This is a genomic window from Dorea phocaeensis (assembly GCF_900240315.1).
Taxonomy (GTDB): Bacteria; Bacillota; Clostridia; order Lachnospirales; family Lachnospiraceae; genus Dorea_B; species Dorea_B phocaeensis.
Genome location: NZ_OEPZ01000009.1, coordinates 1 through 10,775 on the forward strand (window position 1 = coordinate 1; position 10,775 = coordinate 10,775).

The window sequence follows — 10,775 nt, forward strand, 5'->3', positions numbered from 1 at the left end:
AAGCTGATACGGCGGTCTCCGGAAGCGTTCCCGTGCCTTGTCCGGTACCGCACACTCTTCCAGTTCTTCGTGATGCTGCACCTGATCCAGCTTCTGCTGATGCCGGTCCCTTCGTGCTTTATACATCGTTCTCACTTCTTTCGTTTGTTTTGATATCTTCCCTGTACAGTTCTGGGCGTGGCATCCAGGCATTTACAAAAAGCCCATACTTTAAATATGAGTCCTCATCGTCTCCTGGATAATATGTGCCACCTTCATCATTTTTCTCGTATCGTGCAATATCCGGAAGAGAGGCGTTGCTGAAGGACACTAAGACATAACTTTCGTCTTCTGGCGTATGCTCTGTGTCTTCCACTGGGATCCAACCGTTACTCTCCCTCCTGTATTTCTTTGCAGTCTCTGCACAATCTTTTAAAAATTCTTTTGATGCTGGTTCAATTTCATCATTGCAAGGGACATTTGTGTCCTTAGCAACATTAACGCTTGCTTTAACCTCACCGTAAAATTCAAAGTATTCATTCAGCCAATTCACAACGTAATCTAGCTTATACGAGCTATATCCAACCGTATAATGATCTTCTCCTACTTTTTTGAATTTAATTTCGTAATATGGCTTTCCGTCAATATTTCGTGAGATTATTTCTGCACTTGATACTTTTTCCTTTTCGACCATGTGGGAACGAATGATTTCTTTTGCATATTCCAGTCCTTTACTATAGTTCCACGCATGATCAGCTTCATAACTGTTCTGCTCTTTTTCAATCTCTTCCAAAATCTTCTCCAGTACGTTCATCTTCGCACCTAACCTTTCTCTGTATCCTTTGGCCTTTCTCCCTGCTCATACACTGTGCACGCTTCTACGCTGCATCCACGGCTATGGCCAACAATCTCAATATAGTCGCATCCCGATCGTTTTCCCCTAAATCTGCAGCTTTTACACTTATGGCGATCCGAATTATTTTCTGACCTTCCCGATGCTTCTGACCGGATCTTGTGTATGTAATATCCAACCGTCCCGGACTTAATTCCTGTTTTCTTTACGATCTCTGCATGATTCAGTCCCCGATCCAGCAATTCTCGGATCTGTTCCTGCTTTGTTTTTCCTGCCGGAGAATCCGCTTGCTTCTCCGGCTCTAACAGGGGGGGGGCAAGATTTCTCCTCTTTTCTCGGCAACGCATCTTCTTCCACTTTTGGAAATTCCGGATTTTCCATTACCGGTACATTGACCAGATAATGGTTTTCTTCCTGATCCAGCAGTTCAGACAGCATACTGACCTGCATGCCACCATCTTCCCCTTGCCATAGTACCGTAACCGGCTTTCCCTTAATAAACTCCCGCAGGGCATCCATTAGACTTTTTTCTATCAACATTTGCTTCATCCTCCTTATCTCCAAATTTTATTTTTACAATCCCGGTGAAAGAAAATATCCGTTTTCCGTTTTGTCCGGACATACTCCACATCTGAAAGTTCCTGCTCTGCAATCGTTTTCCCGCATCCAGCACAAACTGGCGGTTCAAACTGTTCATGAAACTTTTTCTCCTTGTATGTATCTAACCTCATTATTTTTTCTCCTTTATCGCCCGGATCCTAGCCTTCAAACTTTCTAAAACCCAATTCTGCGCGTTATCCTTTAACTCCAATGATCTCATCACATCCTCATCCCTGGTATCGCTGCTGACAAGATGATGGATAATCACTCGCTCCGTTTGCCCTTGCCGATGCAGGCGCTTATTTGCCTGCGAATACAACTCATAATTCCAAGTCAGACCAAACCACACCACATGGTTTCCTCCCTGCTGCAGATTCAAACCGTAGGCGCTACTAGCTGGGTGCGTCAATAGCACGTCGATCTCTCTCCGGTTCCAAGCGTCCTCATCCTCTGTCGTTTTCAATTCCCGGATCCGCAGTCCCGTTTTTGCCAACGCTTTTTTGATCCGCTCCTTATCATGCTGAAAATTATAAAATACCAGCACCGGTTTTCCTTGAAGACTCTCCACCAACTCCAGAAAAGCTTCGATCTTGCAGGAATGAATCTCATGTACATTCCGGAACTCGTCATAAATTGCCCCGTTGGCCAACTGCAGCAGCTTATTGCTCAAGGCAGCTGCACTCGTAACACTGATGTCTTCTTCATCTTCTGGAAGTTCCAACACCATCTTCCGTTCCATATCTGTGTATGCTTTTCTCGCTTTTCTATCTAGCTCTACTGGAATCTCATGATAAGTGATTTCCGGAAGCTGCAGGTAATCCTCCGCCTTCATGCTGATGCAGATATCAGAAATCTTTTCCAGAATGCTTTCTTTCGTTCCAGGTTTTGCACGGTAATTGTAAATCACGTTCTGTCCGCGATCTCCTGGCTCAAAATACCGTTCCCTAAACTGCGTGAACCTCCGTCCCAATCTCTCTCCCCCATCCAGAAGATATACTTGTGACCACAAATCCTCCAGCCCGTGGGGAGATGGTGTCCCCGTCAGTTCTACCATCCGGACAATGCGTGATCCGACACTTGCCAGGGATTTGAAGCGTTTCGCCTTATGACTTTTAAAGCTGCTGGATTCGTCTATGATCACCATATCAAACGGCCAGCTGTTCCGGTAATAATCCACCAGCCAACAGACGTTTTCTCGGTTGATGATGTATAGATCTGCCGGGGTGTTTAACGCCCGGATTCGTTTTGCTTCACTCCCCAACACTTGAGAAACCCGAAGCATTTTTGTATGATCCCATTTATTTTTTTCCTTGGTCCAGGTTCCTTCGGCCACCTTCTTCGGTGCGATCACCAGCACCTTTCTTACCTGAAACCGATGGTATTTTAGCTCTTTGACTGCTGTCAGCGTTGTCACTGTTTTCCCCATTCCCATATCCAGGAATAACCCAAGTTTGGGAATTTCAAGGATTTTCTGAATCCCGTGCATTTGATAGTCAAGCGGTTCAAATTCCATCTTTCAATCTCTCCTCACACTCTTCTAGAAACGTTGCCACCTCACGTTCTCCATATAGCACTCTCACAGCCTGTCCCATATCTCTTAGTCTTTTCAGCTGCACTCTCTGCAATGGTGTCAGTTTTCCGGTTACCGTTTTTAATTCCACAAATACTGCCGGCAGTCCAGGAAGAACTACAATCCGGTCTGGCACGCCATCGTTGCCGGGACTTACCCACTTAAACGCCCTGCCGCCCAGTTTTCGGATTCCTCCTACCAGCAATTTTTCTACTTCGCTCTCTCGCATTGTTCATCAATCCTCCTTTCCCCGTATACTCTCTCACGCGCGTGTATATATACCCGTATTAGGTGCGTTAGGTACGTGCCCTATATCCCTAATTTATATATTTTTTCTTTACTATAGAAAGTTGGTTTACATAGTTTACATATACTTGAAATCCTTTGTGTTTACTGGATTTTCTCGCAAACCAAATATGTAAACATTCAAAAAAATCATCGTTTACACGGTTTACTCGTAATAGATTACGTGCATACCATCTTTTTACGATTGTTTACATTTGATGGTTTACACTCTTTCGAACCCTTTTTGTGTCCCGTACACGCCGTACCGCCTTACGCTCTTATTCCGTTTCCATCCTTTCAAGGATGCCAAAATGCCGTTGATCTCCATGCTGTCTGTTTTCTTCATGTATTTTACGTCCCCGTTGAAACATTCCGCCCACACCTCCATCGCACATACTTTATCTCTCTCCATAAGCTCCGTTCCCTCCGGGAGACGTAAGCTTCCGGATAAAAACTGTCGCTTCAGTGATAAGCTTAAGGAGTCCCAATTCGGTGGTATCGGTTGTTCCAGGAACGCCCGGATTAGCCCTTCCTTTCCTGACGCCTCTCTGTGGCTCTCCTGCATCTCTTCCGCCAGCTGTTCCTCTTCCTTTGACATGTACAGAGGTTCTCCCAAAAGCCAGTAGGAGTATGCCTCTGCCCAGATCTGATCCACTTCTCGAGGCAGCTCCTGCCACACGGATTTCTTTGCCGGATGCACACCTACGTCTACCGGCCAAAACCGTCTGTTTCCTGTCATATCCTTTAAAAACTCTTCCTCATTGCTCGTTCCGAAGAATACGCAGCGACGCGGATATTTGTTGGTTCTACGGCCATAGGCGGCGCGATAGATATCGTCCGTCTTGCTTAAAAACTGCTTGACCGCATTCGTTTCTTGCTTGGTCATAGCGGTCAGCTCCCCTACTTCATTGATCCAGGTCCCCTGTATGAGTTCTGCTGCTTCTTTCCCTTCAAAGCTAGTCAGGGAGTCCGAAAACCAGTCTTTTCCAAGGATCCGCAAGAACGTACTCTTTCCAATCCCCTGTGGCCCGGTAAAGATCGGCATATAGTCATATTTCACACCGCCTGTGACCGCACGTGCTACCGCCGCGCACAAGGACTTCCGCATGACAGCCCTTGTATAACCGTTATCCTCCGCGCCTAGATACACACTCAGAAGCGTGTCCAAACGTTTCTGTCCATCCCATTTTAAAGATTTCAGGTACTCTTTTACGTCATTGATGCGGTTCTGACTGCTCACGATCAGAAGCGCATTATCCAGCTTCTCTCTGCCGGTAATCCCATAAAATAACTCCATGTAGTTATAAAAGCCGGCATCGTCTTCATCCTTCCACCTTCTCTTTTCTGTTCTCTCACTCCACGGAACTTTCCCTAGAATCAATCCGCAGCTTGCGAATTCATCTGTTACGATCTTCCCTTTTAGAAGTGGATCGTTCTGCAGAACAATCACCGCATTATTGATGGTCTTTTCAATCTTTCCGTTGCCATCACGGGTGAGTCGGGATATCCAAGCCAGGTCATCTTCTGATATCGTTTCTCCCTCTTCTGACTGGAATGCCTGTCTTGCCTGCTCCATCTTCTCTTTTGTCAGAAGATCGGATACCTCCTGATCCTCCCTTGCCAAATGGCTCATGGCTACAAAAGAAGGTAGTTTATTCACTGGAGTTCCGTCTTTCGCTTCCCGGTCCTGATCGCCATACCTGTGCAGACGTATTAAATCAAATGCATTGACAAGAAGACCAGAGCAAGGATCTGTTGCATGGTGAGAATACAAAAACAGATCCCCATCGTACACTACTGCACCACCTACCGTGGACCCCCCTGTATAAGTGTATCTGCCTTCCATTGCAGTCGGTTCGTACATTCCCGGAATAAACTTTTCCATTGCCTGTGAGATCGTGTACGTCCGGCAGAAAGCGCCAATAATTCCCCTCTTTGCAGTTGGATCCTCCTGCTTTGCAAGGCGTCGCTTTTCAATCGCCGCTGTTCCGGGTACCTGCGGCCACTGCGAAATATCCGTCCAGTCCCCGTACATCTGAAGGAGCCCGGACAAACTACAGAATGGATGGTCAAATGTTTCAAATATATATTCCCCATCTTTGCAGCAGCTTGGCCAGTACATCAGTCTCGACACGTCAAAAGTGGTCGGATCACAGAATTCCATCCCGATCAAGGATGCCAGCTTTCTCGCTGCCGGCTCATATTCATCCGCAGACGCCGTCACGTCCAGCGGAACGATCACACGCAGTCTCGGTGCGTATCCGGCATGTTTTCTTGTGCTATAGACCAGTGCCGCACACCCCAGGCCGGATACCCGTTTCAGGACTTCTTCTGTACCACCTGCGGGAATGTGATCCATATCCAAAGTCAGCAGATCTCGGCCCTTCACATAAGCGGATTTCCGGATATTATTTTCAAAGGTACCTCCAACAAAGCCCCCAACGTCTTTCAATTCGTCCTGTTGATACTTCGGCAGTGCAAGGTACTCTTCCAGAGTCTCTGTACTTCGTACCGGAGTCTTCACTCGGTCTATAAACTCAGACCAGAGGATTTCTGTTTCCGGCCAGTGTTTTGTTTTCCTCGTGCCGGCGGCACTGATAAGTAATTTTCTGTTATGCTGCATCCGCTATCCCTCTAATCTTTCATATAATAGTTACTTTCAAAGCCGGCTCCTTTTAATATCAGCCCTGGCGCCCATGGTATTGGTTCTGCCATCAGGTCACAGATCTCATCCACTGTCACGTCCAACGGCGCGTCAATGATCACCTCATCGTGAACGTGGAATACCACCTGCAGTCCCTTTCTCTCAATTCTCCGTAATGTTTCCGCCAGACAATCCCTTGCAATTGCCTGGACAATATTCTCCGTCATTTTTCCGCCATAAGTAGACGTCACTTCCCACTTCCTTGTCTGTTGCCCTACGGTGTAATAATGGATGGCTGCTTTTCCAAACTGGTTCTCCTGAAGAAACGGTTTCGGGTAGAATAGCTTTCTTCCACTCGGCAGCTGCACGGTCAAGAAATGCTGTCCGTATACAAGATCACTCTCCAATGCAAAGATCAGCCCATGAATTGCATGCGGTTGCGCCAGCAGCATCGTTTGAATAGACGCTTCTTCTACTGCATACCACAGATCTCGGATCCTTGGATTGGCGTTACGCCATCTTTGCACGATATCCGGAAGTTCCTCTTCCGTCAGTCCCATGTTCAAAGCCCCCATTGCGATCAGCGCGTTGGAACCACCCTGGTATCCCAGTGCAAGAGTTGCGACTTTTCCTTTCTGTCGCAGGCTGTATTCTGGATTTCCTTTTGCGATCTTCTCAATCGGCACATGGAACATCTGAGACGCTGTCGCTTCGTAGATTTTTCCATGGGTAGCAAATACCTCGTTCACCCACTGTTCTCCTGCCAGCCATGCAATCACACGAGCCTCGATCGCAGAGAAATCTGCAACCACAAACTTCCGCCCCTCTGACGGAATAAACGCTGTCCGGATCAGCTGAGAGAGGGTATCCGGTACATTGCCATAAATCAACCGAACCCCCTCATAATTTTTCGCTTTTACAAGGTGCCTTGCTTCATCCAGTGTCTTCAGATAATTACGCGGAAGGTTCTGCATCTGCACTAGACGCCCTGCCCATCTTCCAGTCCGGTTGGCGCCGTAAAACTGTGTCAGTCCTCGGACGCGATCGCCTTCCCCTTTCGCAGTTTTCATCGCTACATATTTTTTGATGGAGGTCTTTCCCAACTGCTGTCTGATCTCCAGCACTTTTCTTACTTCATCTGATATATCATTTCGAGCTAACAGCTCCGCTACATTCTCTTTTGTCAAACCGGAGATTTCTCCGGAGATCTTCGTTTCAATCCAGGCTTTTAATTGAGCCGGACTATTCGGGTTCTGCAAGTCTGTGATTCTAACTGCGTCATTCGTCAACTTTTCTGTACATAATCCATCTATGGCCAGCGCGCCGTCAATCAGTTCCTCATCCACACGGACTCCAAATGCATTCATCCTGATGTCCATCTGCCATAACAGCTCTTCCGCTTCCGGAACCGGATACTGTTCCAGACGTTTTAAAATCTCATGTTCTGTTACTACATCCTGTTTACAATAATCTTTAAAAAGCGCCCACTTTTCCGGCGCATGTTTGGGAAGGTTCCAAGTCCTGTTCCCGTTCGATTTCGTTGGCTTACACGGTACACAGAAATACCGGATCAGCGCTTTCCCCGTTGTCAGCTTCCGCTTGTCCTGCGGGAGTCCGATTGCTTTTCCTGTTGCGTCCAAACCCGCTGTATACCCACAATACAGACCATGCATCATGGTACATCTCCACTGTTCCAGTGGCGTCTTATATCCTGCACGGTTTAAGCAATACCATTCAAACGCTGCGTTATACGCGTGCTTAATCGTATTAGGGTTTGTCAGTTCACTTCGTACCCACTCCGGGATCTGTTCTCCCTCGGTCAGATCCACGAGTTCTACCGGAGCCTCATCCCATTTGTAAGCAAACAACAACACCTCAAAGTCTGAAGACTGTGCGTATTTGTACATTCCGGCCTTCTGGATATCTACGCTACTTTTTGTTTCTATATCTATCGAAAGATGATGTCTCATCTGTATGTTCTCCTCTTAGATAAGCGGGAGCCTTTCGGCTCCGCGCACTGCTTACATCGGCATTCCCGTAATCGGGTTGATCTGCACTGTTGCATTTGGTGTCTGTGTTGCTCCCGTGCTTCCATATGCCGGGGCTGATGCTGCAGGCTGTGGCGCTCCAAATGCCTGCGCTGCAGATACATGTCCACCACTTAATGTTTCCCCATCTTCCAGCTTCTGTACCGGTCCCAAACCGCAGCCGATTCCCTTTTTACCGCTGTAAGAATAAGGGAAGAAATTCACGTTCACACGACCATACATTCCGCTGTACACTTCCGACTGATTGATGATCGGATTTCCCATCTTGTCCACCACTTCCGGAGGATAATCCGCCTTTGCACTCGCAGTAAACACCCAGTGTCCTTTGCACTCCTCTCCAAACGGCATCCCGTCACTTGGGCGAACACCGTCCCCATCGTAAACAGGCGTCGGTACAATCGGAGGGCATACCCCATTCCACTTCTCTGCAGTTCCCTTCTGCTTTGCCGCTTCAATTGCCGCATGAATACGAGCCATGGTATCGGTATCAGATTTAGGGACTAGAATGGTCACGCTGAATTTTTCATCCTGTCCTTGCACAGCTGCGTAGGGTTTAAATAAATGTACATAGCTCAGTCTTGCTTTTCCTGTTGTTACGTTTGTTGCTTCTCCAATTCCCATATCAAATTTCCTCCTGAAACGCCTCTTGGGCGGTTACTTTGTTTGTAATTGCTTCTCTTTTATCAGAGATTTCTACCAGTGCTGGTTTTCCAGGTCTCTGGATCACGAACTCTCCGACAGCATCGTTAAAATCTTTCTTTCCAATGATCTTTTCTATCTGCGCCAATGTCAGCGGCTTCCTCTCCCATAGGATCTCTTCTGCCGCAACGCCACTTTTGGTTAATCTTTCAAATGCAGCGTCCATATCCGTCCAGTCTCTGGATCGTCTTCCTTCCACTGCTTTCCATCCTGGAACTTCCTTTCCTGCCAGGCATTCGGATAATGCCCACTCCTGCAGATCTTTCTGATATGCTACTACGTCACGCATGGCCAGAAGACGCTGTCCGGCTTCTTCATTTGTAATCAACGGCGGAAGTTCTCCAAGTTCAAAGGCTTGTTTCACGTTGTGATCAGACCGTGCACGACATTGATTCTTTGCCCTGCAGAACTTACAGGTCTTTTCATCCGGCGCAAACTCTCCTTCTCCAGAAAACGCAAGAGCAGCACGCCCTTTTACATACCCTCCAAACTCCATAAGATCTTCTAAAGAGCACTCCCAGTTCGAGATTCCATCCGGAAGCCGGGGCTGTACGATCGACAGATGTATTTTTGTAATCGGGTAAAGAATCTTACATGCCTCGTAAGCCCCTAATGCGTATAACATCATCTGAGGATTTTCTTCTGCTGATACCGGCACGCCTTTCCCATACTTGAAATCGATCACGAACAGCGTGTTTCCCTGGATCATAATGCAGTCTGCTGTTCCGAACCCTTCCGGAACGTATTTGCTAAAATCTACCCGTTTCTCTACTTCTACAAAAGGAGTCGCCGGAAGCTTAATTGAGACATCGCGGATATAATCAAGATAGGTATCCGTATGTGTCAGCATCTCATTGTCCCACAGCGGATCCTCTTTTAACTTCTTGATCGCAAATGTCAGCTTCCTCTTGGAAATATCTCCGGGGTTGAAATAATTCCGTACTCTCATTTCCGCCAGCTCGTGCGCTAGCGTACCTTCTTTTGCTGCTTCCGAAGACGTATCCGGAAACTGCTCTTCCAGCCTTGCACATCTCGTACATTTCAGCCATCTGTGTGCGCTGGACGCGCTTAGAAGCGCATGTGCTCTTTCTTCATGTCCCATTAGATCTGCGCCCCCATTCCACGAAGTGCCGTTGCAAAGCTTCCATACTGCTCTTTCGGCAACTGCTGCAAGGTGTCGCAGTTATACCCTGCAAGGAGCTGCTGCAGCTGAGCCATACCGCCTTTATCCATCAGGGTCATTGCCGCTCGTGCCAGCTCATCCATCGAATAGGTATGCTGACTGGTCGGAGCTGCTGCAGGCTGCATATCCTCCGCTTGTGTCGGTACAGGCGCCTGCGCACTCTGTGTAGACGCGGTCTGATTGGTCGGAGCAACCCCCTCATTTGCATTCGGAAAATGTGGTGCAATCTGGCGGCCATAAGCCACTGGTGTCTCCTGTTGTTCCGCTGATGACTCTAGTGCAGCTGGTATTTCACCCATGCTTTTCAACAGTTCTCTCGCAACTGCCACCATTTCATCAAAATCTTTGTAAATAACTGTAATCTGTGCCATTTCTTCTACCTCCTGTAATGTCTATTTGCTTTTTCTTTTTCAATTGTTATAATGTAATTGGTTATTTTACTAGGCGCCCGAGCTTGCCGGCTCATTTAAGGGCGCTTTTTTAGACGCTGATATGAAAAATATCGAGCATAGATTTAGCGATCTCAACTATATCTGGATCAAACGGCTTCTTGCCAGACAGATGGTCACAAAGCATTATCGCAATGTTCACCGCCTCTTCAATTGCTTCAAATTCCTGTTCGCCTTCCAGGCCATGCTCCGTGCAGTACTGGTCGACGGCCAAGCCAATCAAAAGCTGGATATCGCTCTCTGATAACACATACTTCTTCAATCTTCCTCACCTCCTTCTAAAATGGTCCTGCCATCCGGCAGTAGATCAATATCGCTCCTACGATTATGCTGCCGAACACAAAACCGAACGCAACTCCCGCCGCGATCTCCTTCACGTCTGTGATCAACTTTCGCTTCAGCTGCTGCGGTCCCGCGTTTTCGAGCCAGTCGCATATCTTTCTTCGGATCCTTATTTGCAGTTTC

Annotated in this window: 12 protein-coding genes; all 12 read right to left on the reverse strand. The window is 47.4% G+C overall.

What is annotated here, in order from left to right; translation table 11 throughout:
* Positions 1–118 precede the first annotated feature (118 nt).
* Complete coding sequence (locus C0979_RS11645) at positions 119–772, reverse strand: DUF551 domain-containing protein (protein WP_242962708.1); 654 nt, start codon at positions 770–772, stop codon at positions 119–121.
* 249 nt (positions 773–1,021) lie between these two features.
* Positions 1,022–1,372, reverse strand: coding sequence for a hypothetical protein (locus C0979_RS11650; RefSeq protein ID WP_101696155.1), 351 nt, complete (start codon positions 1,370–1,372; stop codon positions 1,022–1,024).
* 14 nt (positions 1,373–1,386) lie between these two features.
* Positions 1,387–1,563: a hypothetical protein gene (locus C0979_RS11920; protein WP_159459883.1), complete on the reverse strand. Its 177-nt coding sequence runs from the start codon at positions 1,561–1,563 to the stop codon at positions 1,387–1,389.
* Entirely contained in the window at positions 1,563–2,945 is a 1,383-nt protein-coding gene (locus C0979_RS11655; RefSeq protein WP_101696156.1) for an SNF2-related protein, read from the reverse strand. Before C0979_RS11655 ends, C0979_RS11920 begins: the two co-directional genes overlap by 1 nt.
* A complete protein-coding gene (locus C0979_RS11660; RefSeq protein WP_101696157.1) occupies positions 2,935–3,231 on the reverse strand; it encodes a VRR-NUC domain-containing protein in 297 nt (98 codons plus the stop codon). The genes C0979_RS11655 and C0979_RS11660 overlap by 11 nt, the downstream gene beginning before the upstream one ends.
* Before the next feature lie 279 nt (positions 3,232–3,510).
* Positions 3,511–5,910: a virulence-associated E family protein gene (locus C0979_RS11665; RefSeq protein ID WP_101696158.1), complete on the reverse strand. Its 2,400-nt coding sequence runs from the start codon at positions 5,908–5,910 to the stop codon at positions 3,511–3,513.
* A gap of 11 nt (positions 5,911–5,921) precedes the next feature.
* Positions 5,922–7,901: a DNA polymerase gene (locus tag C0979_RS11670; RefSeq protein WP_101696159.1), complete on the reverse strand. Its 1,980-nt coding sequence runs from the start codon at positions 7,899–7,901 to the stop codon at positions 5,922–5,924.
* A 51-nt stretch (positions 7,902–7,952) separates the two neighbouring features.
* Positions 7,953–8,594, reverse strand: coding sequence for a DUF2815 family protein (locus C0979_RS11675; RefSeq protein ID WP_101696163.1), 642 nt, complete (start codon positions 8,592–8,594; stop codon positions 7,953–7,955).
* A 7-nt stretch (positions 8,595–8,601) separates the two neighbouring features.
* Positions 8,602–9,780, reverse strand: coding sequence for a DUF2800 domain-containing protein (locus C0979_RS11680; protein WP_101696160.1), 1,179 nt, complete (start codon positions 9,778–9,780; stop codon positions 8,602–8,604).
* Positions 9,780–10,232: a hypothetical protein gene (locus tag C0979_RS11685; RefSeq protein WP_101696161.1), complete on the reverse strand. Its 453-nt coding sequence runs from the start codon at positions 10,230–10,232 to the stop codon at positions 9,780–9,782. Before C0979_RS11685 ends, C0979_RS11680 begins: the two co-directional genes overlap by 1 nt.
* A 109-nt stretch (positions 10,233–10,341) precedes the next feature.
* The gene (locus C0979_RS11690; protein WP_101696162.1) at positions 10,342–10,572 is read right to left on the reverse strand and encodes a hypothetical protein; all 231 of its coding nucleotides are present in this window, start codon (positions 10,570–10,572) and stop codon (positions 10,342–10,344) included.
* A gap of 16 nt (positions 10,573–10,588) precedes the next feature.
* Positions 10,589–10,775, reverse strand: a 187-nt coding sequence (locus tag C0979_RS11925; protein ID WP_159459884.1) for a hypothetical protein, incomplete at its 5' end; no start/stop codon positions are given.

Excerpts from the sequence above, each read along its gene's own strand:
- C0979_RS11685 (WP_101696161.1), bottom strand. The coding sequence starts at position 10,232 with ATGGCACAGATTACAGTTATTTACAAAGATTTTGATGAAATGGTGGCA.
- C0979_RS11660 (WP_101696157.1), bottom strand. The coding sequence starts at position 3,231 with ATGCGAGAGAGCGAAGTAGAAAAATTGCTGGTAGGAGGAATCCGAAAA.
- C0979_RS11665 (WP_101696158.1), bottom strand. The coding sequence starts at position 5,910 with ATGCAGCATAACAGAAAATTACTTATCAGTGCCGCCGGCACGAGGAAA.
- C0979_RS11920 (WP_159459883.1), bottom strand. The coding sequence starts at position 1,563 with ATGAGGTTAGATACATACAAGGAGAAAAAGTTTCATGAACAGTTTGAA.
- C0979_RS11655 (WP_101696156.1), bottom strand. The coding sequence starts at position 2,945 with ATGGAATTTGAACCGCTTGACTATCAAATGCACGGGATTCAGAAAATC.
- C0979_RS11680 (WP_101696160.1), bottom strand. The coding sequence starts at position 9,780 with ATGGGACATGAAGAAAGAGCACATGCGCTTCTAAGCGCGTCCAGCGCA.
- C0979_RS11670 (WP_101696159.1), bottom strand. The coding sequence starts at position 7,901 with ATGAGACATCATCTTTCGATAGATATAGAAACAAAAAGTAGCGTAGAT.
- C0979_RS11650 (WP_101696155.1), bottom strand. The coding sequence starts at position 1,372 with ATGTTGATAGAAAAAAGTCTAATGGATGCCCTGCGGGAGTTTATTAAG.